This window comes from Pseudomonas sp. NPDC087697 (assembly GCF_044743155.1).
In the GTDB taxonomy this organism is placed as follows: domain Bacteria; phylum Pseudomonadota; class Gammaproteobacteria; order Pseudomonadales; family Pseudomonadaceae; genus Aquipseudomonas.
The window spans coordinates 38,292-61,059 of sequence record NZ_JBIUVW010000029.1 but is presented as its reverse complement, the minus strand read 5'-3'; the positions used below and the strand labels follow the sequence as shown (position 1 = coordinate 61,059).

The window sequence follows — 22,768 nt, the reverse complement described above, 5'->3', positions numbered from 1 at the left end:
CACCTTAGGGAGCGTCTATGACACAAATGTTGCAGTTGCGCGTCTGAGGGACGCCGCCAATCTGTAGCAGCTGGCTTGAGTCAGAGCGGTGTGCCGAGCAAAACGTTGGAGGGCGAGAACTGGACCTGGACGGCTTTTTCGGCGCTCAAACCCAGGGTTCTCAGGTGCAGCGGCTCGGCCAGGGCGCATAACGTCTGACCATTGGGCAGGGCGATTCTGACTTCACTGGGGCCATCTTCGGCGTCGAGAATCTCCTCGACAGTGCCCTTCAGACAATTGTGTCCGGGTATTGCGGGTTGATCTGCGCCGAGCAAATCGAGCCAGCCGGCCTTGATCAGCGCCACCACTTCAGTACCCGTTTCCAGCTCCAGTCGCCGCGTGCTGTCGTGGGTGATTTGTGCCTGAATGATCAGCCCCTCGGCCAGCTCCAGGCTGATCAGATCGTTGCGGCCCTGTGAGTCGATGGTTGCAACCTTGCCATGCAACTGATTGCGCGCGCTGGTCCTGAGCATCAGGCGTCCGAGCAGGTCGAGGTCACTGGCGTCTTCGGCGGCTTCCAGCACCTGTGCCTGCAAGGCTTGCAGGCGCTGATAAAGTCGCAGCACCCGCTCACCTTCACTGGACAGCTTTGCGCCACCGCCGCCCTTGCCGCCGACGCTGCGCTCCACCAGTGGTTTTTGCGCCAGATTGTTCAGCTCGTCGATTGCGTCCCACGCCGCTTTGTAACTCAGCCCGGCGCTTTTCGCGGCGCGGGTGATCGAGCCCTGTTCGGCAATGTGTTGCAGCAAGGCAATGCGCTGCGGACGACGGACGATGTGCTGGGACAACAATGTGGGCAAGGACATGGTGAGGGGCTGCAAGCTGGTGGTCATGGATTTTGACGTTGGCGGCTTGGGGCGTGAGAGTCAAGTCAACTCCCCGGGTTTTGGTGTGCGCGCCAGGCAATAAACGTCGACCCGCGCCGCGCCAGCGCGGATCAGCAAGCGGGCCAGGCTTTGCGCGGTGGCGCCGGTGGTCAGCACGTCGTCGACCAGCGCCAGGTGGCGACCCTCAATCTGCGCTCCCGGCGTGAGTGCGAAGGCTCTGAGCAGGTTCTGTTTGCGCGCCTTGGCGTCCAGATCCTGTTGCGCCGTGGTGTCCTGGGTGCGTAGCAACAGGTTTTCATCGCAGTTGATCTTCAAGCCGTCGCTGAGCCAGCGGGCGAGCATCGCCGCCTGGTTGTAACCCCGCTCGCGCAGCCGTTTGCGGGCCAAGGGCACCGGCACCAATGCGTCGGGGCGTTTGAGGCCTTCATCGAAGCGATGTTGCAGGGATTGCGCAAGAAGTTCGGCAAGCAAGCGACCATATGGCCACTTTGCCGCATGCTTGAAACGAGTGATCAAACTGTCGAGCGGGAAGCTGTAGGTCCAGGGCGCGATGACCTGCTCGAAGGCCGGTGGATCCTTCAAACACTGGCCGCAAGTGAGGCCGGCCACCGGCAAGGGCAGGGCGCAGACCTGGCAATGATCGCCAAGCCAGGGCAACTCGGTTTCACACGGGGTGCAGATTGGCGTGGTGCCATCGGCCGACTCTGAACAAAGCAAACAAAGTTGTATATTGTTTAACCAGATGTAGACCGGTCCTACGTATCGTGGTTGACAGCGCATAGCTCTTCCTTAAATATGCCGAACATCCGTGTCGCGTCTGTGGATATTCCGTTCCGCAGCCGCTTGCCAAGCATAAACAAGGAAACGCCCATGAGCGCCAGCACCACTGCAACCCTGCGTCATGACTGGTCTTTGGCTGAAGTCAAAGCACTCTTCGTTCAGCCATTCAACGACCTGTTGTTCCAGGCGCAGACGGTGCACCGCGCGCACTTCGACGCCAATCGCGTCCAGGTGTCGACCCTGCTGTCGATCAAAACCGGCGCTTGCCCGGAAGATTGCAAATATTGTCCGCAGTCCGGTCACTACAACACCGGTCTGGAAAAAGAGAAACTGATGGAAGTGCAGAAGGTCCTCGAAGAGGCTGCCCGCGCCAAGGCCATCGGTTCGACCCGTTTCTGCATGGGCGCCGCCTGGAAGCATCCGTCGGCCAAAGACATGCCGTATGTGCTGGAGATGGTCAAAGGGGTGAAGGCCATGGGCCTGGAAACCTGCATGACCCTCGGCCGTCTCGATCAGGACCAGACCGTTGCGTTGGCAGACGCCGGCCTCGACTACTACAACCACAACCTTGATACCTCGCCTGAGTTCTACGGCAGCATCATCACCACCCGTACTTACAGCGAGCGCCTGCAAACCCTGGCGTACGTGCGTGAGTCGGGGATGAAGATCTGCTCGGGCGGTATTCTCGGCATGGGCGAGTCCCTCGACGACCGCGCCAACCTGCTGATCCAGCTGGCCAACCTGCCAGAGCACCCGGAGTCGGTGCCGATCAACATGCTGGTGAAAGTCGCCGGTACGCCGCTGGAAAATGCCGACGATATCGACCCGTTCGACTTCATCCGCATGCTCGCCGTTGCCCGTATCCTGATGCCGCAATCCCACGTGCGCCTGTCTGCTGGCCGCGAAGCCATGAACGAGCAAATGCAAGCCCTGGCGTTCTTCGCCGGTGCCAACTCGATTTTCTACGGCGACAAACTGCTGACGACTGCCAACCCGCAGGCCGACAAGGACATGCAACTGTTCTCGCGCCTCGGCATCTTGCCGGAAGCGCGCGAAGAGCACGCCGACGAAGTGCATCAGGCGGCCATCGAGCAAGCGCTGGTCGAACAGAAAAGCAGCGAGCAGTTCTATAACGCCGCTGTCTGACCGCGCCTCCTCGTAGGAGCTGCCGCAGGCTGCGATCTTTTGATTTTGACTTTCCAGGATCAAAAGATCGCAGCCTGCGGCAGCTCCTACGGGGGTTCGATGTTCATTTTTTAATCGCGAGGTCTGCATGTCTTTCGATCTCAGCGCGCGTCTCGCTGCCCGTCGTGCCGAAAACCTCTATCGCCAGCGTCCCTTGCTTGAGACCCCACAAGGTCCGCAAGTGGTGGTCGATGGCCAGCCATTGTTGGCGTTCTGTAATAACGACTACCTGGGCCTGGCCAATCATCCGCAAGTGATCGAAGCCTGGCGTGCCGGTGCCGCCCGTTGGGGTGTCGGTGGCGGCGCTTCGCACCTAGTGATCGGTCATAGCGGCCCGCATCACGCGCTCGAAGAAGCCTTGGCCGATCTCACTGGCCGCCCGCGTGCGCTGCTGTTTACCACCGGTTACATGGCTAACCTGGGCGCCGTTACCGCGTTGGTCGGGCAGGGCGATACGGTGCTCGAAGACCGGCTCAATCACGCCTCATTGCTGGATGCCGGGTTGTTGTCGGGGGCGCGCTTCAATCGCTATTTGCACAACGATGCGGTCAGTCTGGCCAAACGTCTGGAGAAGGCCACCGGCAATACGCTGGTGGTGACCGACGGGGTGTTCAGTATGGACGGCGACATCGCCGACCTGCCGGCGCTGACTCGGGAGGCGAAGGCCAAAGGCGCGTGGCTAATGGTCGATGACGCCCACGGATTTGGTCCGTTGGGCGCCAATGGCGGCGGGATCGTCGAGCACTTCGGTTTGAGTCTGGAGGATGTGCCGGTATTGGTCGGTACCCTTGGCAAAGCCTTCGGCACCGCGGGAGCATTTGTCGCTGGCAGTGATGACCTGATTGAAAGCCTGATCCAGTTTGCTCGGCCGTACATCTACACCACCAGCCAGCCACCGGCCCTGGCCTGCGCAACCCTGAAAAGTCTTGAGTTGCTGCGCAGCGAACATTGGCGCCGCGAGCATTTGAACGTACTGATCCGCCAGTTCCGAAAAGGCGCTGAACAGATTGGTCTTGAGTTGATGGACAGCTCTACGCCGATCCAGCCAATCATGATTGGCGATGCCGGGCGCGCTGTGCGTTTTTCGCAGATGCTGCGTGAACGCGGACTGATGGTGACCGCCATCCGCCCACCGACCGTGCCAGCCGGCAGCGCACGTTTGCGCGTGACCCTGACGGCGGCGCACAGCGAGGCGCAGGTGCAGCTATTGTTAGACGGTCTGGCCGATTGTTTTCAGCAGTTGGGAGCGGAGCCGAACCATGCGTAATCGTCTGATTCTATTGCCCGGTTGGGGGCTTGGCATTTCGCCGCTGGAGCCACTGGCAGCGGCCTTGCAGGGGCTGGACGAACACCTGCGTGTCGAAATCGAGCCGCTGCCGGAGCTGGAGTCGGGTGACCTCGAAGAATGGCTCGACGAGCTGGACTCAACCCTGCCCAAAGATGCCTGGCTCGGCGGCTGGTCGCTCGGCGGGATGCTCGCTTCTGAGCTGGCGGCTCGACGTGGCGACCGCTGCTGCGGCTTGCTGACGCTGGCGAGCAACCCTTCTTTTGTGGCGCATGCCGAGTGGTCGAGCGCCATGCCGGGCGAGACTTTCGATGCGTTTCTGGACGGGTGCCGTACTGACCCGCGCATGACCCTCAAGCGCTTTAGCCTGCTCTGCGCCCAAGGTGCCGAAGACCCGCGCGGGCTGTCGCGTCTGCTGCTTGCGGGTGCGCCGAATACTCCGGCGACGGTGTTGATGAGCGGGTTGGAAGTGCTTGCGCAACTGGACAATCGGCAAGCCTTGCAGGCCTTTCGTGGTCCGCAGTTGCATCTGTTCGCCGGGCTCGACGGGTTGGTCCCGGCCGAAGCCGCTGGTGAGCTGCTGGCGTTACTCCCTGATGTCGAAATTGGTCTGATTGAACAGGCCAGTCACGCGTTTATTCTGGAAGACCCCCACGGTGTGGCGGGGGCTATCCAGGCCTTTTTGCATGAGTCCGGTGATGACTGATTTATCCCTTCCCAACCTGCCCGGTGGCTTGCCCGACAAGCGTCAGGTCGCGGCATCCTTTTCCCGAGCAGCGGCCAGCTATGACAGCGTTGCCGAATTGCAGCGGGATGTCGGCAGTGAACTGTTGGGGCGTTTGCCTGCTGATCGATCGCCGGTTCGCTGGCTGGATCTGGGCTGTGGCACGGGGTATTTCAGTCGTGCGCTGGCTGAGCGATTCAATGCCAGCGAAGGGCTGGCGCTGGATATCGCGGAAGGCATGCTCAATCACGCACGGCCCTTGGGTGGTGCGACGCATTTCATTGCTGGCGATGCCGAGCGCTTGCCGTTGCAGGACGCAAGTTGCGATCTGGTGTTTTCCAGCCTTGCGGTGCAGTGGTGCGCCGATTTCAGGGCGGTGCTGAGCGAGGCTTATCGGGTACTCAAACCTGGTGGTGTGTTGGCGTTTGCTAGTCTCTGCGTGGGTACACTGTATGAATTGCGCGACAGTTGGCGTCAGGTCGATGGTCTGGTGCACGTCAACCGCTTCCGCGAGTTCAGTACATATCAACAGTTGTGTGCGGCCAGTGGCTTGAATGTGATCAGTCTGCAAAGTATTGCGCACGTGCTGCATTATCCGGATGTGCGTAGTCTGACTCACGAACTCAAGGCCTTGGGCGCGCATAATCTCAATCCTGGTCGGCCGGGCGGGCTGACAGGCCGGGCGCGGATCATGGGTTTGATCGACGCCTACGAGCAGTTTCGTCAGGCGCAAGGACTGCCCGCGACTTATCAGGTGGTCTACGCCGTGTTGGAGAAGCCCTAATGAGCGCAGCCTATTTCATCACTGGCACCGACACCGACGTCGGCAAGACCACTATTGCCGCCGGTTTGTTGCACGCCGCGCGGTTGGCGGGGTTGAGCACGGCGGCCGGTAAACCCGTGGCGTCTGGTTGCGAGGTGACGCCCAAAGGTTTGCGCAACGCCGACGCGCTGGCGCTGTTGGCGCAATGCTCGTTGCCGTTGACCTATGCCGAGGTCAATCCAGTGGCCTTCGAACCGGCAATCGCGCCGCATCTGGCTGCACGTGAGGCGGGTATCGCGCTGACAGTCCAGTCGTTGCTCGCGCCAATGCGGCACGTGTTGGACAAGCAGGCCGATTTCACCTTGATCGAAGGTGCGGGTGGCTGGCGGGTACCGCTGGCAGATCAGGACAATCTTTCGGACCTGGCGATGGCGCTGGATTTGCCGGTGATCCTGGTAGTTGGTGTGCGTCTGGGCTGCATCAATCATGCGTTGCTGACGGCCGAGGCGATTGCCCGGGATGGTTTGCAACTGGCGGGTTGGGTGGCCAACATCATTGAGCCCAAGACTTCTCGGCTGGAAGAGAACCTGGCCACGCTGGCTGAGCGCCTGCCAGCACCGTGTTTGGGGCGGGTGCCAAAACTCAAGCTGGTCACGGCAGAAGCGGTGGCAGAGTATCTTCAACTGGATTTGCTCGACTAGATTTTGCCTATGACAAGGCACTGTGCCATTAGTGTTTTTGTCGGGCCTTTTGTCGGTGTCTCTGGTTCAATGAGCGCTGTTTATCCTTTGCAGGGTGGAGTTGTCCCATGGAAATCTCGGGAAGCAGCGCTTTTTATGCCGGTCTGAGTACTATTCAGTCTGGGCAGAACCGTGTCGATCAGGCTGCCAGCCAGATTGCCAACACCACTGTCGAACGCTCCGCCACCAGCCAGTCTTCCGAAGCTCAAGTCGACCGACTGCGCTCGGTCGATCGCAGCCAGCAATCAGACCTGGCCAGTAATATGGTCGACATGTCCCAAGGCAAGATCCAGGCAGAACTGGGCGTCAAAGTCGCCAAGGCTTCTGACGAAATGCTCGGTACGTTGATCGATACTTTCGCTTGATTCCTCGCTGAACCTTTTGCCTGAACGCCGCCATTGGCCCGGTGTTCTATCGGGCATGCCCTTCTCGTTCAACTAATCTTTCCTACACGGTTTGTTGCCTTGCGCACCGGCTGCGAGCCTTTGCGTGCGCGCTATTCACGTGGGTCATGACGAACGGCAAAAGATCGACGCTTGACAAGATTTCGGCGTAAACGTATGTTTCAAACAACTGTTTGACCGTCACAACAAATCATTGCGGTCGTTCATTCCCGGTTACATCAGCAGAGGTTTATCGCTATGCCTGACTACAAGGCCCCCTTGCGTGATATTCGCTTCGTTCGTGACGAACTGCTCGGCTACGAAGCGCACTATCAGAGCCTTCCGGCTTGCCAGGACGCTACCCCGGACATGGTTGACGCCATTCTCGAGGAAGGCGCCAAGTTTTGTGAGCAGGTGCTGGCTCCGCTGAACCGCGTGGGTGACACCGAAGGCTGTACCTGGAGCGAGTCCGGCGTTAAGACTCCGACTGGCTTCAAAGAAGCCTACAAACAATTCGTCGAAGGTGGCTGGCCAAGTCTGGCTCACGACGTAGAGCACGGTGGCCAAGGCCTGCCGGAGTCTCTGGGTCTGGCCGTGAGCGAAATGGTCGGCGAAGCCAACTGGTCGTGGGGCATGTACCCAGGCCTGTCCCATGGCGCGATGAACACCATTTCCGAGCACGGTACGCCTGAGCAGCAAGAGGCTTACCTGACCAAACTGGTCTCCGGCGAATGGACCGGCACCATGTGCCTGACCGAACCGCACTGCGGCACCGACCTCGGCATGCTGCGTACCAAGGCCGAGCCTCAGGCTGATGGCTCCTACAAAGTTTCCGGCACCAAGATCTTCATCTCGGCCGGTGAACACGACATGGCCGACAACATCGTCCACATCGTTCTGGCTCGCCTGCCGGATGCGCCTGCTGGCACCAAAGGCATTTCGCTGTTCATCGTTCCAAAGTTCATGCCGAACGCGGATGGCAGCATCGGTGCACGCAACGCCGTGACCTGTGGTTCCCTGGAACACAAAATGGGTATCCACGGTAACGCCACCTGCGTGATGAACTTCGACGCGGCCACCGGTTTCCTGATCGGCCCGGCGAACAAAGGCCTGAACTGCATGTTCACCTTTATGAACACCGCGCGTCTGGGTACGGCTCTGCAAGGTCTGGCTCACGCCGAGATCGGTTTCCAGGGCGGTCTGAAATACGCTCGCGATCGTCTGCAAATGCGTTCCCTGACTGGCCCGAAAGCGCCGGACAAGGCGGCTGACCCGATCATCGTTCACCCTGATGTACGTCGTATGCTGTTGACCATGAAGGCATTCGCCGAGGGCAACCGTGCGATGGTTTACTTCACTGCCAAGCAGGTCGACATCGTCAAGTACGGCGTGGATGAAGAAGAGAAGAAAAAAGCCGACGCACTGCTGGCTTTCATGACTCCGATCGCCAAGGCCTTCATGACTGAAGTCGGTTTTGAATCCGCCAACCACGGCGTGCAGATCTACGGCGGCCACGGCTTCATCGCCGAGTGGGGCATGGAGCAGAACGTTCGCGACAGCCGCATTTCCATGCTGTACGAAGGCACCACCGGTATCCAGGCACTCGACTTGCTGGGCCGCAAAGTGCTGATGACTCAAGGCGAGGCTCTGAAAGGCTTCACCAAGATCGTCCACAAGTTCTGCCAGACCAACGAAGGCAACGAAGCGGTCAAAGAGTTCGTCGAGCCGTTGGCTGCACTGAACAAGGAATGGGGCGAGCTGACCATGAAGGTCGGTATGGCCGCGATGAAAGATCGCGAAGAAGTCGGCGCAGCGTCGGTGGACTACCTGATGTACTCCGGTTACGCCTGCCTTGCCTACTTCTGGGCTGACATGGCGCGCCTGGCTGCCGAGAAACTGGCTGCCGGCACCTCCGAAGAGGCGTTCTACACCGCCAAGCTGCAGACTGCGCGCTTCTACTTCCAGCGCATCCTGCCGCGTACCCGCACGCACGTTGCTACCATGCTGTCGGGCGCTAACAACCTGATGGACATGAAAGAAGAAGACTTCGCACTGGGCTACTAAGTCCCGCGCAGCCCTTCAAAAAGCCGCTGCTTCTTCGGGAGCAGCGGCTTTTTTGTGCCCGGCGCAAACAGCTGTAAATATTCCCGACTAAAACGCTAAGTAGAACGCTTTTGCTGCCGTTAAAGAGTGTGCAGTGTGATGCGCGTCACATTGCATGTGCTTAACTGCCAGGAATGCAGGCACAATGCCATCCATTGATATGCCGGGCCGGAGCTCTACCCTTGCCGCGTTCTTCCGCTGTACGTCTCAGTCACTTTTTGCCCTCATTACTGTTGTTGCTTGCGGGGCTTGCGGCTGCCTACGTCAAGGATCTCAACGTCTTCTTCACCTCACTGTTCAACGTGCTGCCGACTTTGGTGCTGTTGCTTGGCGGTTCGTACTGCGCGGTTTACCGACGTCAACGTGAACTGTTTCTGATGGTCACGGTGTACATCGCCTATTTCCTGCTCGTCACCCAAACCGATTACTACCGCGATTATGGCAAGGTGCGTGACGACGCGGCGGTGGTTTTCCATCTCTGTTGTTTGCTGCTGCCCTTGTTGTACGGGCTCTTTGCCGCTTGGCAGGAACGCACCCACTTGTTTCAGGACATGGTCGCGCGCTTCGCCGTACTGCTGGCATTCGGCAGTGTTGCACTGGGGCTTGAGCAAAGTTACCCACAGACGTTGTTGATATGGCTGTCGGAAATACGCTGGCCTGCGCTGCACGGTGCGTGGATGAGTTTGATCCAGTTGTCCTATCCGGTGTTCTTCGCGTCTTTTCTGCTGTTGGCGTATCAGTACTTTCGCAACCCACGGCCCTTGCATGCGGCGCAATTGGTGGGCTTGCTCGGGTTGTTCTGGATGTTGCCCAAGACCTTCATCCTGCCGTTCACCCTGAACATCATGTGCAGCCAGGTGATGTTGATGATTGCGGCGGCGGTTGCCCACGAAGCCTATCAAATGGCCTTTCGTGATGAGCTGACCGGCTTGCCGGGGCGTCGCGCCTTGAACGAGCGCATGCAGCGTCTGGGTCGCAACTATGTGTTGGCCATGAGCGACGTCGACCATTTCAAGAAATTCAACGACACCCACGGTCACGACGTTGGCGACCAGGTGTTGCGGCTGGTGGCCAGCAAGCTGTCGAAGATCGGCGGTGGTGGCCGGGCGTATCGTTACGGGGGTGAGGAGTTCGCCTTGGTATTCGCCGCGAAAACCCTCGAAGAGTGCATGCCACACCTGGAAGTCATCCGTGAGTCGATTGCCACGTACGACATTCAGTTGCGCAATCAGGACAACCGTCCGCAAGACGACCAGCAAGGTCGGCAACGCCGTGCAGGGTCTGGCGCCTCAAGCGTTTCGGTCACGGTGAGCATTGGTGTCGCCGAGCGACTGGAACAGCGGACCCCGGAAGAAGTCTTGAAATCCGCAGACCAGGCGCTCTACAGCGCCAAGGGTGCGGGGCGAAACTGCGTGATGGCATTCGGCCAAAGCCGCCGTGGCGCGGTGCGCATGGACGGCGCTACGGGTTGAGTGATGATGGCGCATTCAGCGTCTGGACTGTGATTGTTCGGGGTGGTTCGCGGCAGTAGGTTTGGATGACCTGCTGACGGAGAAACGACCATGCCCGAGTACAAAGCTCCCCTGCGCGACATGCGCTTTCTGATTGACCACGTCTTCGACTTCCACGCCAATTACGCGGCCCTTGGCGCCACCGATGCCAGCCCGGACATGGTCAACGCGATCCTCGAGGAGGGTGCCAGGTTCTGCGAAAACGTGCTGGCGCCGCTGAACCGTTCGGGTGATGAAGAAGGCTGCCATTTCGACAATGGCGTGGTCACGACACCCAAAGGTTTCAAGCAGGCGTTTGCGCAATACGTTGAAGGCGGCTGGCATGGTCTGGCGGCGGACCCGACTTATGGTGGTCAGGGTTTACCCGTTTCATTGGGGTTGGTGATCAGTGAAATGGTTGGCTCCAGCAACACCTCCTGGGGCATGTATCCCGGTCTGACCCACGGCGCGATGTCGGCGATCCATGCCCACGGCACCGAAGAGCAAAAACAGACCTACCTGAGCAAACTCACGGCCGGGCAGTGGACCGGGACCATGTGCCTGACCGAAGCGCATTGCGGCACAGACCTGGGGATCATCAAGACCCGCGCAGTACCGCAAACCGACGGCAGTTATGCGGTCACTGGCAGCAAGATTTTCATCTCTGCCGGTGAGCACGACATGAGTGACAACATCATTCACCTGGTGCTGGCCAAACTGCCGGATGCGCCCGCCGGGACCAAGGGCATCTCGCTGTTTATCGTGCCCAAGTTCCTGCCTGATGCCCAAGGCGAAGCCGGTGAGCGCAACGGGGTTTCCTGCGGTTCGATCGAACACAAGATGGGCATCAAGGCGTCGGCTACTTGCGTGCTGAACTTCGATGGTGCCAAGGGCTTCCTGATTGGCGAGGCGAACAAGGGCCTGAACTGCATGTTCACCATGATGAACCACGCTCGGCTCGGCACCGGGATGCAGGGTTTGTGTCTGGGTGAAGCGAGCTTCCAGGGTGCGATCAAGTACGCCAACGATCGTCTGCAAATGCGCTCGCTGACCGGGCCCAAAGCGCCGGAAAAAGCTGCCGACCCGATCATCGTCCACTCCGACGTACGGCGCATGCTGCTGACCATGAAGGCCTTCAACGAAGGCAACCGCGCGCTAACCTATTTCACCGCGCAATTGCTGGATGTCGCGCACCTGAGTAGCGACGAAACCCAACGCCAGGATGCCGAAAACCTGTTGGCATTCCTGACCCCGATCTGCAAAGCCTTCATGACCGAAACCGGCCTGGAAGTGACCAACCATGGCATGCAGGTGTTCGGCGGCCATGGGTTCATCCGTGAGTGGGGCATGGAGCAATTGGTGCGTGACTGTCGTATTGCACCCATTTACGAAGGCACCAACGGCATTCAGGCGCTGGACCTGCTGGGGCGCAAGGTGCTTGGCAGCCAAGGCAAACTGCTGCGCGGGTTCACCAAAATTGTTCACAAGTTCTGTGAAGCCAATGCCGCACATCCGCAGCTCAAGGCGTATGTAGCGCAACTCAACGAGTTGAACCAGCAGTGGGGCGAACTGACCACCAAGGTCGGCATGGCCGCGATGAAAAATCCGGATGAAGTCGGCGCTGCCGCGCTGGATTACTTGATGTACAGCGGCTACATCATTTTGGCTTACCTGTGGCTGCGCATGGCGCTGGTGGCTCAGGCAAAGCTTGCGGCGGGTAGCGGTGACGCTGATTATTGCCGGGGCAAACTGGCCACCTGCGAGTTCTACTTCAAGCGCCTGTTGCCGCGTACGGCCGCTCATCAGGCAGCGGTGGAGGCGGGCAGTGATTGCCTGATGAAACTGCCTGCGGAGCTGTTTGCGCTCTGACATAAGCGCTGTTTCTGAAAGATCGCAATCTGCGGCAGCTCCTACAATACAGATGAACCTGTAGGAACTGCCGCAGGCTGCGATCTTTTTGTTGGTGACTAAAAATTACAAACAAGTCACGAGTCGACCCTATGTGTCGTAAAAGTTGTTCGGGTACACTCAAGACCTTGCTGAAATCCGATCCTACGAATCACTTTTCAAGTTCTCACGAGGTTTGCCATGGCTGACTACAAAGCGCCCCTGCGCGATATGCGCTTCGTCCTCAATGAAGTTTTCGAGGTTGCCAAACTATGGGCTGAACTGCCCGCCCTGGCTGACACCGTCGATGCCGAGACCGTCGAGGCAATTCTTGAGGAAGCCGGCAAAGTCACCAGCAAAAGCATCGCCCCGCTGAGCCGTGCCGCTGACGAAGAAGGCTGCCACTGGAGCGACGGCGCCGTCACCACGCCAGCAGGTTTCCCACAGGCTTATCAGACTTATGCTGAAGGCGGTTGGGTCGGCGTCGGTGGTGATCCGGCCTACGGCGGTATGGGCATGCCTAAAGCGGTTTCGGCTCAGGTCGAAGAAATGGTCAACTCCGCCAGTCTGTCGTTCGGTCTGTACCCGATGCTCACCGCCGGGGCTTGCCTGTCGATCAACGCTCATGCCAGCGAAGAACTGAAAGCTGCTTACCTGCCCAACATGTACGCCGGTGTCTGGGCAGGCTCGATGTGCCTGACCGAACCGCACGCGGGTACTGACTTGGGGATCATCCGCACCAAGGCCGAACCGCAAGCAGACGGTTCCTATAAGGTCAGCGGAACCAAGATCTTCATCACCGGCGGTGAACACGACCTGACCGAAAACATCATTCACCTGGTGCTGGCCAAACTGCCGGATGCTCCAGCAGGGCCGAAGGGCATCTCGCTGTTCCTGGTGCCGAAGTTCATGGTCAATGCCGATGGCAGCCTGGGTGCGCGTAACCCTGCGAGCTGCGGTTCGATCGAACACAAAATGGGCATCCAGGCCTCCGCTACCTGCGTGATGAACTTCGACGAAGCTGTGGGTTACCTCGTCGGTGAGCCGAACAAAGGCTTGGCGGCCATGTTCACCATGATGAACTACGAGCGTCTGGGCGTCGGTATCCAGGGCCTGGCCACTGGCGAGCGCTCTTACCAGAACGCAGTTGAATACGCCCGCGATCGCCTGCAAAGCCGTTCGCCGACTGGCGCACAGAACAAAGACAAGGTGGCCGACCCAATCATCGTTCACCCGGACGTGCGGCGCATGCTGCTGACCATGAAAGCCTCGAACGAAGGCGGCCGTGCATTTTCAACCTACGTGGCTATGCAGTTGGACACCGCCAAGTTCAGCGAAGACGCGACCACTCGCAAACGCGCTGAGGACCTGGTGGCCTTGCTGACTCCGGTCGCCAAAGCGTTCCTTACCGATCTGGGCCTGGAAACCACGATTCACGGCCAGCAGGTTTTCGGCGGTCATGGCTACATCCGCGAGTGGGGCCAGGAGCAACTGGTTCGTGACGTGCGGATTACCCAGATCTATGAAGGCACCAACGGCATTCAGGCGCTTGACCTGGTCGGGCGCAAAATCGTCGGCAGCGGCGGGGCGTACTACAAGTTGTTCGCTGATGAGATCCGTCATTTCACCGCCACCGCGAGCGCGGATCTGGCCGAGTTCACCAAACCGTTGAACGACGCTGTCGGCACGCTGGACGAGCTGACCGCCTGGCTGCTGGACCGTGTGAAAAATAACCCGAACGAAATCGGCGCGGCCTCGGTCGAGTATTTGCAAGTGTTCGGCTATGTGTCCTACGCCTATATGTGGGCTTTGATGGCCAAGGCGGCCTTCGGTAAAGAGGCGCAGGACGACTTCTACGCCAGCAAGCTGGGCACCGCGCGTTTCTATTTCGCTCGCCTGTTGCCGCGGATTCATTCTCTGAGCGCTTCGGTCAAGGCCGGTAGTGAGTCGCTGTTCCTGTTGGACGCGGCGCAGTTCTGAGGAGTGTAACGTCATGTAAGCATTTGCTTACGTGACGTGCTGCCGTTTTCCCCTGTTCTAAGATTGGATCCAGAGCTAATCTACTTCACATGGACGTCGCGCAGGAAGCGCAAAGCAACAACACGGACACGTAGGATTCTGCCAGGACGGCGGAGTGAAATGGATGTCAGGGAAACAGTCTGCAAAGCCCCGCTTCGGCGGGGTTTTCTTTTGCCTGCGATTTATGTTTTTGCCGTTCAGCCCTGTACATCCAGTACCGTCGGGCTCGCCATACGCCTGTCCGGGCCATTCATCACGTCTTCCAGCAGGTTACGCAGCAACTCCAGCGTTGCTTGCTGACGTTGCACGTCGCGACAGACCAATCCTACTTTCAGCGGGACCCGTGGCTCACTCAAGGGTTTCCACATGAGTGCCTTGTTTCCGTGTTCCTGCTGCGAGCGACCGGGTAGGACAGTGGCCAGCCTGGTGTGGGGTAAACTGTCGAGAATCCCCGCCATGTTGTTCAGTTCCGCCTGCACTTGCGGACGGCGTCCGAGATTGGCCAGTTGCCCCTGCCAGATCTGCCGGAGCTGAAACTCTTCCCCCAGCAACAGCATCGGCAACTCCGCTGCCTGACTCATGGAGACTTTCTTGAATTCACGCAGTGGATGGTCGGCCGGGATGACCAGGGTCAGTTCATCCTCATACAGCAGAACACCATGCAGCCCAGGCTGGCGCGGTGGCAGATAGCTGATACCGATATCGAGTGAGCCATTGAGCAATCGACGTTCGATTTCCAGGCCCGTGAGCTCGTAGATCTGCACCACCAGATGCGGTTGTGCCGTGCGCACGCGCTCGAGCATTTTCGGCACCAGGCTGGTGTGAACGGTTTGCAGCACACCGATGGCCAAGGTGCGCAGAGCATGGCCCTTGAAATTGCCCAAGGCCTCGCGCGCCCGCTGCATTCCGTCGAGCAACGGCAGGGCGTGGTTGTACAAGGTATGTGCGGCCAGGGTGGGCAGCAGGCGTTTACTGCTGCGTTCGAACAGGCTCACATCGAGGTTTTGTTCCAGTTGGCGGATTTGTTGCGACAGCGCCGGCTGGGAGATCGACAGGCGTTCGGCGGCACGCCCGACATGGCCTTCTTCATACACCGCGACGAAATAACGCAGTTGCTTAAAATCCATAAGTAATTCTTATCGAAAAAGCTGGAAAATCGAAATGGCTCAGCGCCTGACAGAAGCCTAGTCTAACCGCATTCACAAGGCTTATAGGGCCAGAAAGCGCGATGAATACCGTTTACGTTGATGGTGTTTACATAGGCAAGGCAAAAAACCTCGGGCAGGGTTTGATCAGCGATACCGACAAACAGCGGATTGCCAATCGGCTCTGGTTGTGGCCGCAAGGCCTCGGCAGCGATGAACACGGCGATCCGCGTTTTCATACCGGCCCCGAACGCGCCCTGCATCATTACCCGGCGGAGCACTACGCCTACTGGCGCAAACGTTATCCACTGATCGACTGGAGCGCGCCGGCCTTTGGTGAAAACCTGTCAACCCATGGCCTGACCGAAGAGCAGGTGTGCCTCGGCGATATGTTTCGCTGGGGCGGTGCGTTGTTGCAGGTCAGCCAACCGCGCTCGCCGTGCTATCGGTTGAGCCATCGCTGGGGCGTGCCGATCTTGCCGCAACTGGCCCAAGACACGGGGCGCTGTGGCTGGTTCTACCGCGTTCTCAAACCCGGATTTGTCAGTGCCGATCAGCCGTTCGAGCTGATCCAGCGCAGCTACCCCGGCCTCACCGTGGCCTGGGCCTTGCGCTGTTTTTATCGGGAGCCGCTTGAGCATGCCGGCTTGAAAAAACTCGTCGACTGCCCGGCGCTGTCCTCGCGCTGGCGTGATATTGCACTCAAACGCATGCGTACCGAGCGCGTCGAGGATTGGTCGTCACGTCTGCTGGGTTTGCCACTGGAGGGGCTGCGCGCATGAATCTGTTTAACCTGCGTCGCCATCAGCCAAGCCTGGATAATCTGACGACGGAGCATTTTCAGCCTTCAAGGCACGACAACCTTTCCAGCGAGTGCCTGATGCTCAGTGTCGAGCGACCCCAGCAAATTTTCGTTCGCGGCCAAGGCTCATGGCTGTGGGACGGTGACGATCGTGCCTATCTGGATTTTACCCAAGGCGGCGCGGCCAACAGCCTCGGCCACAGCCCGTCGGTGCTGGTCAAAGCCATCGCCGCTCAGGCGCAAACGCTGATCAATCCGGGTTCGGGTCTGCTTAACCGTGGTCAGCTCAACCTGGCCGAGCGGCTGTGCGTCAGTACCGGCAGCGATCAGGCTTATTTGCTCAACAGTGGCAGTGAAGCCTGCGAAGCGGCGATCAAGCTGGCGCGCAAATGGGGGCAGCTGCATCGCGGCGGTGCTTCGCGAATCATCACCGCCAGCGGTAGCTGCCATGGTCACGGCTTTGCGGCGATGTCCGCCTCGGACTGTCAGAGCAATCGCTTTGAGCCGCAGCTTCCAGGCTTCAGCCACGTACCGTTCAATGACTTGCCGGCGTTACATGCGGCGGTGGATGCGCAGACCGTCGCCATCATGCTTGAGCCAATCCAAAGCGCCGCCGGGGTTGTTCCGGCGACCGAGCATTACCTCAAGGGGGTCGAACGCCTGTGCCGTGATCTGGGAATTCTGCTGATTCTTGACGAAGTGCAAACCGGGATTGGTCGTTGCGGCAGTTTGCTCGTCGAACAGTTTTACGGTGTGCGTGCCGACATTGTTGTTCTGGGCAAAGGGCTGGGCGGCGGGGTGCCAGTGGCGGCGCTTCTGGCACGCGGTAAAGCCTGCTGCTTTGAGTCGGGCGAGCTGAATGGTACCCATCATGGCAACGCGTTGATGGCCTCGGCGGGGTTGGCGGTTCTGGACTGCGTGCTGGATCACGGCTTCCTCGAGCATGTTCAGGAAAACGCTCAACACCTGCGCGAAGGTTTGAGCCGATTGGCCAACCGTTACGGACATGGCGAGTTAAGCGGCCAAGGACTGCTCTGGGGTCTTACCCTGAGTGATGACTCGGCGGACGCGGTGATTAAAGCCGCGCTGTACGAAGGTTTACTGCTGAGCGCTCCAAAACCCGATTGCCTACGGTTTACACCGGCGCTGACGATCAGCAAGGCCAACATCGACGAAATGCTCCTGCGTCTGGCCCGAGCTTTCTCCCGGGTGCGCACGGCCCAACTCCAATGCCGCAAAGGCATCGCGGTCTGAATAGACCGTCACTTCTCTCATTCCCTAACCGTCTCGCGGTATAACGCATCGCCCCATGCCTGATCCTTTTGGCATGGGGCGTTTTTTTGTCTCACGCGTTTTTCTGCTCCATCACCCCGCGATAAAACAACCACTCCTGCTCCAGCGCATGGGCCTGGTTGTTGGCCTTGCGAAAGCCGTGGCGTTCATCCGGATAGTAATGGGCCTGGGCGGGAATGCCGTTGTCTTGCAGGGCCTTGAGCATGTCGCGGGTCTGTTGCGGCACCACCACGGCGTCGAGTTCGCCCTGAAAAAAGATCACCGGCACGCGGATTTCGCTCGCGTGCAGCAACGGCGTGCGGGCGGCGTAGCGCTCGGCATCCTGCTGCGGATCGCCGATCAACCAATCTATATAATCGCCTTCGAATTTGTGAGTGGTGCGGCCCAGCGCTAACGGATCGCTGACCCCGTACATACTGGCACCGGCGCTGAAGACGTCGTGAAACGCCAGCGCGCAGAGCGTGGTGTAACCGCCAGCACTGCCGCCGCGAATGAATGCGTGATCGCCGTCGATCAAACCTTGCCCGGCGAGGTAGGTGACCACGGCACAGGCGTCTTTGACATCCACTTCGCCCCAGCTCAGGTACAGCGCCTGCCGATAAGCGCGACCGTAACCGCTGCTGCCGCGATAGTTGAGGTCGGCGACCGCGAAGCCACGTTGCGCCCAGTACTGGATACGCGGATCGAGCATCGGGTAGCACGCCGATGTTGGCCCGCCATGAATGAACACCACCAACGGCGGTTTGGCGGCATCGGTCATGGCCGGATAAAAGAAACCATGGGCCTCACCGGCACCGCTTGGGTAACGCAGTGCTTGCGGCTGGCTGATTTGCTCAGCGGGCAAAAGCGCGACGCCGCCAGCCAACACCCGGGCTTGGTGGCTTTTGCGGTTGATGGCAATCACCGCTGGAGGGCTGACCGGTGATGCCGCGATGCAGTAAACAAACTGCTGGTCCAGCGCCAGATTGCGGAAGCGACTGTAGTCGCCAGTGAAATCCTCGGTGGAATCATCAGAACACAACCCCAAGCGTCCGAAACCCTCCACGGTCCAGCTTGCCAAATAACTTGTTTCGCCCAGCGGCAACCAAGTGCAGCCACCGAGTTGCCATGGCGCTGGCGCATGATCTGCGTCGCTGCTGGGTAACGGCTGCAAACCGGATTCAGTTTTGACCCACGGCTGCCAGAACCCTGCGCGATCAGTCAGGCAATACAAATGGCCGGCTTCATCGAAGCGAGGCTGTTGCAAGGATTCCTCAGAGTCGTCACCGGCCACACAATGCGGCTCGCCGAAAGCGCCGTTGGTGTCGCGTTCGGCAACCATCAAGCGTGTCGTGGTCCAGGGTTGATGCGGTCGGCTCCATTCGATCCAGGCCAATCGCCGCGCATCCGGACTCATGGTCGGCGCCGAGTAAAAGTCCGCGCCTTCAACCAACAGGTAACGTTTACCGTCTGCCAGATTGATGGCGATCAGGCGATGCTGATTGCCTTGCTCTTCGACGGCGAGCACCTGCCCACCGGCAAATTGCAGATCGCCGTAACGGCATTCGCCCGAAGTCAGCGACTGCGGTATTTCACCTGCCAACGATTGCCGATATAGCTGTTGGTCTGACTCGTTGACGAAGACTACGCCGTCATCGCTCAGGCAAAACGATCCGCCACCATATTCATAGACTCGACTGCGCGCACTGAACCCCGGCGGAGTCAGGCAATGGGCGGTGTTGTCGCGCCAGTGCCAGATTCGGCAGGCGGCATCTTCGGGGCGGTACTCATTCCAGAACAAGCCATGAGCGCCGACGCGCAAGTCAGTGAAATCGAGGCCAGCCGCTACGGCTTTGAGGGCGCTCAAGGGTTCAGCATTTAGCGATGAGGCGTGAGTTTCGTTCATTGCGAAAGGCCAACTGTTTGATGGTCTGGGTGGCGTGCTCGGCTTCTTCGCGGGCCTTGAGGATCACGCCGTGATGTTGTGACTTGCTGCACACCGGGTCGGCGTTGCTCGCGTCACCCGTGAGCATGAACGCCTGGCAACGGCAGCCGCCAAAGTCCTTTTCTTTCTCGTCGCAGGAGCGGCACGGCTCGGGCATCCAGTCATAACCGCGAAAGCGGTTGAAGCCGAACGAGTCGTACCAGATGTGCTGCATGCTGTGGTCGCGCACGTTCGGGAACTGCACCGGCATCTGCCGCGCACCATGGCACGGCAGGGCGGTGCCGTCCGGGGTCACGGTGAGGAAGATGCTGCCCCAGCCGTTCATGCAGGCTTTGGGGCGTTCTTCATAGTAGTCCGGGGTGACGAAGATCAGCTTGCATGGGTGACCTTCGGCTTCGAGCTTGGCGCGGTATTCGTTGGTGATGCGTTCGGCGCGCACCAATTGTTCTTTGGTCGGCAGCAAACCGACGCGGTTGAGCTGGGCCCAGCCGTAGAACTGGCAGGTGGCAAGCTCGACGAAGTCGGCTTCCAGGGCGATGCACAGCTCGATGATGCGGTCGATCTTGTCGATGTTGTGCCGATGGGTGACGAAGTTCAGCACCATCGGGTAGCCGTGGGCTTTCACCGCGCGAGCCATTTCGAGTTTCTGCGCGAAGGCTTTTTTTGAGCCTGCCAGCAGGTTGTTCACCTGTTCGTCGCTGGCCTGGAAGCTGATCTGGATGTGATCAAGCCCAGCCTTTTTGAAGTCGCTGATTTTCTGCTCGGTGAGGCCAATCCCCGAGGTGATCAGGTTGGTGTAAAAGCCTAGTTTGCGGGCCTCGGCGATCAGCTCGGCGAGGTCCTGACGCACCAGCGGCTCGCCGCCAGAGAAGCCCAACTGTGCGGCGCCCATTTCCCGCGCCTCGCGAAACACCTTGAGCCACTGCTCGGTGCTGAGCTCTTTGCCTTGTTCGGCGAAGTCCAGCGGGTTCGAGCAGTAAGGGCATTGCAGCGGGCAGCGGTAGGTCAGCTCGGCGAGCAGCCACAGCGGCAGGCCGATCTCGGGTTTCGGCGGCATGACCTGAGCATCAGCCGAGTTCGATCCAGTGCTGAGCACGGGCGACCTCCATGAATTGCTCGATGTCGTCACCCAGCTCGGGCACGTCGGGGAACCTGGCATCCAGTTCGTCAATGATCGCCGCGACGTCACGCTCACCGTCGATCAAACCGCCAATCAACGCAGCGCTTTCGTTGAGTTTGATCATACCTTCGGGGTACAGCAGCACATGGCCTTTTTGCGCCGGTTCGTACTGAAAGCGGTAGCCAGGACGCCAGCTCGGGGTCTTGCTGCGGTTGAAACTCATAAGGCGATCCCTGTATGCCAGACCCGGTGCTCGGTCACGCTGTGATAAGGCGGGCGGTTCAGTTCATAGGCCATGCTCATGGCATCGAGCATGCTCCAAAGGATGTCCAGTTTGAACTGGAGAATTTCCAGCATGCGCTGCTGGCCTTCATAGGTGGTGTAGTGCTGCAGGGTGATCGCCAGACCGTGCTCGACATCGCGCCGCGCCTGGCCCAGCCGAGTGCGGAAATACTCATAACCGGCCGGATCGATCCACGGGTAGTGCTGCGGCCAGCTGTCCAGACGTGACTGGTGGATTTGCGGCGCGAACAGCTCGGTCAGCGAGCTGCTGGCGGCCTCTTGCCAACTGGCGCGGCGGGCGAAGTTGACGTAGGCATCCACGGCGAAGCGCACGCCGGGCAGCACCAATTCCTGTGAGCGTAGCTGATCCGGGTCCAGGCCAACGGCTTGGCCGAGACGCAACCAGGCTTCGATACCGCCGTCTTCACCGGGCGCGCCGTCGTGGTCGAGCAGGCGCTGAATCCACTCGCGGCGAATTTCCCGGTCCGCGCAGTTGGCCAGAATCGCGGCGTCCTTGAGCGGGATGTTCACTTGATAGTAGAAGCGGTTGGCGACCCAGCCCTGGATCTGCTCGCGAGTCGCCCGGCCTTCGTACATCACCACGTGATACGGATGATAGATGTGGTAGTAGGCGCCCTTCGCCCGAAGAGCCTGTTCGAACTCGGCGGGGGACAGTGGTGTGTCAGTCATTTCGGTTCTCCGGGGAACAACCGGTGGATTCTGTTGTGTTTGCTTTGGCCTCATCGCGAGCAAGCTCGCTCCCACATTGGATCTGTTGAGTAAACGAAATCTCTGTGGGAGCGAGCTTGCTCGCGATGAGGGCATCCGCTACAGCACAATACTCATGCCGTCGTAGGCCACTTCAACGTTGCGCCGAACCAGCTCGGCGCGCTCGGCCGAGTCCTCATCGAGGATCGGGTTGGTGTTGTTGATGTGGATAAGCACTTTGCGCTGCTTGGGCAGTTGCTCCAGTACTTCGAGCATGCCGCCGGGGCCGTTTTGTGCCAGGTGGCCCATCTCCCGGCCAGTGCGGGTGCCGACGCCACGACGCTGCATTTCATCGTCATCCCACAGCGTGCCGTCCACCAGTAGGCAGTCGCTGCCGGCCATGAGCTCCAGCAGCGGTGCATCGACCTTGCCCAGCCCCGGCGCGTAGAACAACTTTCCGCCGGTACGCAGGTCTTTGACGATCAGCCCGATGTTGTCGCCCGGGTGTGGGTCGAAGCGGTGTGGCGAGTAGGGAGGTGCGGCGCTGCGCAGTGGCAATGGGGTAAAGCGCAGGTTGGGGCAGGCCGGGACGCAGAAGCTCTGGTCGAGCTCGATGCGGTTCCAGTTCAGCCCGCCGTTCCAGTGGGTGAGCATGGTGAACAGCGGGAAACCGGTGCTCAGGTCTTCATGAACCATGTCGGTGCACCAGACCTGATGCGGGCAACCTTCGCGCAGGCTCAGCAGGCCGGTGGTGTGGTCGATCTGGCTGTCCATCAGGATGATTGCGCTGATACCGGTGTCACGCAGAGCGCGGCCCGGCTGCATCGGCGCGAAGTTCTGGAGCTGCGCGCGGATGTCCGGCGAGGTGTTGCACAGCACCCAGTTCACGCCGTCATCGGAAATCGCGATAGACGACTGGGTCCGGGCCTCGGCCCGCAGGCTGCCTGCGCGAAAACCTGCGCAGTTCACGCAGTTGCAGTTCCACTGCGGAAAACCACCGCCGGCGGCGGAACCTAGAATCTGGACAAACATGGCTGCTCCATCACTTCAACGCTAAAAATAAAAACGCCCCGGACGGGCCGAGGCGTTGCACTGCAGGTTCTACCCGAAGGCAGAATCAACGGCTGGCGAAGTACATGGTGACTTCAAAGCCGATACGCAGGTCGGTGTAAGCGGGTTTGGACCAGGTCATGAAAACGCTCCTTCAGATTGGGCTCGATACATACAGTCCACCTCCCGCGGGAGATGTTCAGATGCTTGGCGGGCTAT

Annotated in this window: 21 protein-coding genes; 12 read left to right on the top strand and 9 right to left on the bottom strand. The window is 59.6% G+C overall.

Going from position 1 to position 22,768, the window contains the following annotated elements:
* Nucleotides 1-80: 80 nt before the first annotated feature.
* Both ACIPIN_RS19110 and ACIPIN_RS19105 read right to left on the bottom strand, forming a co-directional pair.
* A complete protein-coding gene (locus ACIPIN_RS19110; RefSeq protein ID WP_401120951.1) occupies nt 81-845 on the bottom strand; it encodes a TOBE domain-containing protein in 765 nt (254 codons plus the stop codon).
* Between the two features lie 60 nt (nt 846-905).
* On the bottom strand, nt 906-1,646 hold the full coding sequence (locus ACIPIN_RS19105) for a ComF family protein (RefSeq protein WP_401120933.1): 741 nt from the start codon (nt 1,644-1,646) through the stop codon (nt 906-908).
* Nucleotides 1,647-1,736: 90 nt separating this feature from the next.
* Here ACIPIN_RS19105 and bioB point away from each other — a divergent pair, with 90 nt between their 5' ends.
* The 10 genes from bioB (at nt 1,737) to ACIPIN_RS19055 (ending at nt 14,186) form a co-directional block, all read left to right on the top strand.
* Entirely contained in the window at nt 1,737-2,792 is a 1,056-nt protein-coding gene (bioB, locus tag ACIPIN_RS19100) for a biotin synthase BioB (protein ID WP_059407420.1), read from the top strand.
* 127 nt (nt 2,793-2,919) lie between these two features.
* A complete protein-coding gene (gene bioF, locus ACIPIN_RS19095; protein ID WP_401120931.1) occupies nt 2,920-4,098 on the top strand; it encodes an 8-amino-7-oxononanoate synthase in 1,179 nt (392 codons plus the stop codon).
* Nucleotides 4,091-4,822 (top strand): alpha/beta fold hydrolase, encoded by a 732-nt coding sequence (locus tag ACIPIN_RS19090; protein ID WP_401120930.1) that lies wholly within the window; start codon nt 4,091-4,093, stop codon nt 4,820-4,822. Before bioF ends, ACIPIN_RS19090 begins: the two co-directional genes overlap by 8 nt.
* Nucleotides 4,815-5,624, top strand: a complete 810-nt coding sequence (gene bioC / locus ACIPIN_RS19085; protein WP_401120928.1) for a malonyl-ACP O-methyltransferase BioC — start codon at nt 4,815-4,817, stop codon at nt 5,622-5,624. The genes ACIPIN_RS19090 and bioC overlap by 8 nt, the downstream gene beginning before the upstream one ends.
* Nucleotides 5,624-6,304, top strand: a complete 681-nt coding sequence (gene bioD / locus ACIPIN_RS19080) for a dethiobiotin synthase (RefSeq protein ID WP_401120926.1) — start codon at nt 5,624-5,626, stop codon at nt 6,302-6,304. Before bioC ends, bioD begins: the two co-directional genes overlap by 1 nt.
* A 107-nt stretch (nt 6,305-6,411) precedes the next feature.
* Complete coding sequence (locus ACIPIN_RS19075; RefSeq protein WP_401120924.1) at nt 6,412-6,708, top strand: pyrroloquinoline quinone biosynthesis protein PqqE; 297 nt, start codon at nt 6,412-6,414, stop codon at nt 6,706-6,708.
* A gap of 276 nt (nt 6,709-6,984) precedes the next feature.
* The gene (locus tag ACIPIN_RS19070; protein WP_401120922.1) at nt 6,985-8,790 is read left to right on the top strand and encodes a phenylacyl-CoA dehydrogenase; all 1,806 of its coding nucleotides are present in this window, start codon (nt 6,985-6,987) and stop codon (nt 8,788-8,790) included.
* Nucleotides 8,791-9,011: 221 nt separating this feature from the next.
* Nucleotides 9,012-10,301: a GGDEF domain-containing protein gene (locus ACIPIN_RS19065; protein ID WP_401120920.1), complete on the top strand. Its 1,290-nt coding sequence runs from the start codon at nt 9,012-9,014 to the stop codon at nt 10,299-10,301.
* Nucleotides 10,302-10,391: 90 nt separating this feature from the next.
* Nucleotides 10,392-12,188 carry an acyl-CoA dehydrogenase C-terminal domain-containing protein gene (locus ACIPIN_RS19060; RefSeq protein ID WP_401120918.1) on the top strand — a complete coding sequence of 599 codons (1,797 nt, stop codon included), beginning with the start codon at nt 10,392-10,394 and terminating at the stop codon, nt 12,186-12,188.
* Nucleotides 12,189-12,407: 219 nt separating this feature from the next.
* Nucleotides 12,408-14,186, top strand: coding sequence for an acyl-CoA dehydrogenase C-terminal domain-containing protein (locus ACIPIN_RS19055; RefSeq protein WP_401120916.1), 1,779 nt, complete (start codon nt 12,408-12,410; stop codon nt 14,184-14,186).
* 236 nt (nt 14,187-14,422) lie between these two features.
* Here ACIPIN_RS19055 and ACIPIN_RS19050 read toward each other — a convergent pair whose 3' ends face one another.
* A complete protein-coding gene (locus tag ACIPIN_RS19050; protein ID WP_401120915.1) occupies nt 14,423-15,352 on the bottom strand; it encodes a LysR family transcriptional regulator in 930 nt (309 codons plus the stop codon).
* Nucleotides 15,353-15,453: 101 nt separating this feature from the next.
* Here ACIPIN_RS19050 and ACIPIN_RS19045 point away from each other — a divergent pair, with 101 nt between their 5' ends.
* Nucleotides 15,454-16,152, top strand: a complete 699-nt coding sequence (locus tag ACIPIN_RS19045) for an MOSC domain-containing protein (RefSeq protein WP_401120913.1) — start codon at nt 15,454-15,456, stop codon at nt 16,150-16,152.
* Nucleotides 16,149-17,426: an aspartate aminotransferase family protein gene (locus ACIPIN_RS19040; protein WP_401120911.1), complete on the top strand. Its 1,278-nt coding sequence runs from the start codon at nt 16,149-16,151 to the stop codon at nt 17,424-17,426. Before ACIPIN_RS19045 ends, ACIPIN_RS19040 begins: the two co-directional genes overlap by 4 nt.
* A 91-nt stretch (nt 17,427-17,517) precedes the next feature.
* Here the strand turns inward: ACIPIN_RS19040 and ACIPIN_RS19035 are convergent, their stop codons facing one another.
* From ACIPIN_RS19035 to pqqA, 6 genes are all read right to left on the bottom strand, one after another.
* Entirely contained in the window at nt 17,518-19,350 is a 1,833-nt protein-coding gene (locus tag ACIPIN_RS19035) for a prolyl oligopeptidase family serine peptidase (protein ID WP_401120909.1), read from the bottom strand.
* Entirely contained in the window at nt 19,316-20,446 is a 1,131-nt protein-coding gene (gene pqqE, locus ACIPIN_RS19030) for a pyrroloquinoline quinone biosynthesis protein PqqE (protein ID WP_401120950.1), read from the bottom strand. The genes ACIPIN_RS19035 and pqqE overlap by 35 nt, the downstream gene beginning before the upstream one ends.
* Nucleotides 20,447-20,456: 10 nt before the next feature.
* A complete protein-coding gene (gene pqqD, locus ACIPIN_RS19025) occupies nt 20,457-20,732 on the bottom strand; it encodes a pyrroloquinoline quinone biosynthesis peptide chaperone PqqD (protein ID WP_401120908.1) in 276 nt (91 codons plus the stop codon).
* Nucleotides 20,729-21,481 (bottom strand): pyrroloquinoline-quinone synthase PqqC, encoded by a 753-nt coding sequence (gene pqqC, locus ACIPIN_RS19020; protein ID WP_401120907.1) that lies wholly within the window; start codon nt 21,479-21,481, stop codon nt 20,729-20,731. The genes pqqD and pqqC overlap by 4 nt, the downstream gene beginning before the upstream one ends.
* 138 nt (nt 21,482-21,619) lie before the next feature.
* On the bottom strand, nt 21,620-22,531 hold the full coding sequence (gene pqqB, locus ACIPIN_RS19015; protein ID WP_401120906.1) for a pyrroloquinoline quinone biosynthesis protein PqqB: 912 nt from the start codon (nt 22,529-22,531) through the stop codon (nt 21,620-21,622).
* 85 nt (nt 22,532-22,616) lie between these two features.
* Nucleotides 22,617-22,691 carry a pyrroloquinoline quinone precursor peptide PqqA gene (gene pqqA, locus ACIPIN_RS19010; RefSeq protein ID WP_003194766.1) on the bottom strand — a complete coding sequence of 25 codons (75 nt, stop codon included), beginning with the start codon at nt 22,689-22,691 and terminating at the stop codon, nt 22,617-22,619.
* Nucleotides 22,692-22,768 lie beyond the last annotated feature (77 nt).

Coding starts and splice junctions, on each gene's coding strand:
- ACIPIN_RS19055 (WP_401120916.1), top strand. CDS start 12,408: ATGGCTGACTACAAAGCGCCCCTGCGCGATATGCGCTTCGTCCTCAAT.
- ACIPIN_RS19110 (WP_401120951.1), bottom strand. CDS start 845: ATGTCCTTGCCCACATTGTTGTCCCAGCACATCGTCCGTCGTCCGCAG.
- ACIPIN_RS19070 (WP_401120922.1), top strand. CDS start 6,985: ATGCCTGACTACAAGGCCCCCTTGCGTGATATTCGCTTCGTTCGTGAC.
- bioB (WP_059407420.1), top strand. CDS start 1,737: ATGAGCGCCAGCACCACTGCAACCCTGCGTCATGACTGGTCTTTGGCT.
- ACIPIN_RS19040 (WP_401120911.1), top strand. CDS start 16,149: ATGAATCTGTTTAACCTGCGTCGCCATCAGCCAAGCCTGGATAATCTG.
- ACIPIN_RS19105 (WP_401120933.1), bottom strand. CDS start 1,646: ATGCGCTGTCAACCACGATACGTAGGACCGGTCTACATCTGGTTAAAC.
- bioD (WP_401120926.1), top strand. CDS start 5,624: ATGAGCGCAGCCTATTTCATCACTGGCACCGACACCGACGTCGGCAAG.
- ACIPIN_RS19035 (WP_401120909.1), bottom strand. CDS start 19,350: ATGAACGAAACTCACGCCTCATCGCTAAATGCTGAACCCTTGAGCGCC.
- bioC (WP_401120928.1), top strand. CDS start 4,815: ATGACTGATTTATCCCTTCCCAACCTGCCCGGTGGCTTGCCCGACAAG.
- pqqD (WP_401120908.1), bottom strand. CDS start 20,732: ATGAGTTTCAACCGCAGCAAGACCCCGAGCTGGCGTCCTGGCTACCGC.
- pqqE (WP_401120950.1), bottom strand. CDS start 20,446: ATGCCGCCGAAACCCGAGATCGGCCTGCCGCTGTGGCTGCTCGCCGAG.
- ACIPIN_RS19090 (WP_401120930.1), top strand. CDS start 4,091: ATGCGTAATCGTCTGATTCTATTGCCCGGTTGGGGGCTTGGCATTTCG.
- ACIPIN_RS19045 (WP_401120913.1), top strand. CDS start 15,454: ATGAATACCGTTTACGTTGATGGTGTTTACATAGGCAAGGCAAAAAAC.
- ACIPIN_RS19060 (WP_401120918.1), top strand. CDS start 10,392: ATGCCCGAGTACAAAGCTCCCCTGCGCGACATGCGCTTTCTGATTGAC.
- ACIPIN_RS19075 (WP_401120924.1), top strand. CDS start 6,412: ATGGAAATCTCGGGAAGCAGCGCTTTTTATGCCGGTCTGAGTACTATT.
- pqqB (WP_401120906.1), bottom strand. CDS start 22,531: ATGTTTGTCCAGATTCTAGGTTCCGCCGCCGGCGGTGGTTTTCCGCAG.
- pqqC (WP_401120907.1), bottom strand. CDS start 21,481: ATGACTGACACACCACTGTCCCCCGCCGAGTTCGAACAGGCTCTTCGG.
- bioF (WP_401120931.1), top strand. CDS start 2,920: ATGTCTTTCGATCTCAGCGCGCGTCTCGCTGCCCGTCGTGCCGAAAAC.
- ACIPIN_RS19050 (WP_401120915.1), bottom strand. CDS start 15,352: ATGGATTTTAAGCAACTGCGTTATTTCGTCGCGGTGTATGAAGAAGGC.